The organism is Pseudoalteromonas luteoviolacea CPMOR-1 (genome assembly GCF_001625685.1).
In the GTDB taxonomy this organism is placed as follows: Bacteria; Pseudomonadota; Gammaproteobacteria; order Enterobacterales; family Alteromonadaceae; genus Pseudoalteromonas; species Pseudoalteromonas luteoviolacea_K.
In genome coordinates, this window is the sequence record NZ_AUYC01000089.1 from 1 (window position 1) to 318 (window position 318).

Sequence of the window (318 nt, forward strand, 5' to 3'; positions counted from 1 at the left end):
TGGTGGGTCATGATGGACTCGAACCATCGACCAATGGATTAAAAGTCCACTGCTCTACCAACTGAGCTAATGACCCGCTCGAGGAGATTTTAAACTTGAATGGTGGGTCATGATGGACTCGAACCATCGACCAATGGATTAAAAGTCCACTGCTCTACCAACTGAGCTAATGACCCGCTCGGGAAGTTTTAGACTTGAATGGTGGGTCATGATGGACTCGAACCATCGACCAATGGATTAAAAGTCCACTGCTCTACCAACTGAGCTAATGACCCGCTCAAGAAATTTTTTAGCTTAATAATGGTGGGTCATGATGGA

The 318-nt window shown here is 45.6% G+C and carries 3 tRNA genes; all 3 read right to left on the reverse strand.

Annotated features, from left to right (window positions below):
• A tRNA-Lys gene (locus N473_RS24745) sits at positions 1–76 on the reverse strand.
• A gap of 24 nt (positions 77–100) precedes the next feature.
• Positions 101–176: transfer RNA gene (locus tag N473_RS24750), tRNA-Lys, on the reverse strand.
• Positions 177–199: 23 nt separating this feature from the next.
• A tRNA-Lys gene (locus tag N473_RS24755) sits at positions 200–275 on the reverse strand.
• Positions 276–318: the final 43 nt, after the last annotated feature.